This window comes from Bacillus pfraonensis (assembly GCF_050768835.1).
Taxonomy (GTDB): Bacteria; Bacillota; Bacilli; order Bacillales; family Bacillaceae_G; genus Bacillus_A; species Bacillus_A pfraonensis.
On the sequence record NZ_JAHCDO010000129.1, the window covers coordinates 1 to 256 of the forward strand.

The 256-nt window shown below is 51.2% G+C and carries 1 rRNA gene; it reads left to right on the top strand.

The window, feature by feature from the left end:
- Positions 1 to 256: ribosomal RNA gene (locus KFD70_RS29420) — 23S ribosomal RNA — on the top strand; the annotation flags it as partial.

Here is a 256-nt window from a genome sequence, read left to right on the forward strand (position 1 = left end):
TATTCCTGTACCACCTCTTTATCGTTTGAGCAATGGAGGGACGCAGAAGGATAGAAGAAGCGTGCGATTGGTTGTGCACGTCCAAGCAGTTAGGCTGGTAAGTAGGCAAATCCGCTTACCGCGAAGGCTGAGCTGTGATGGGGAAGCTCCTTATGGAGCGAAGTCTTTGATTCCCCGCTGCCAAGAAAAGCTTCTAGCGAGATAAAAGGTGCCTGTACCGCAAACCGACACAGGTAGGCGAGGAGAGAATCCTAAG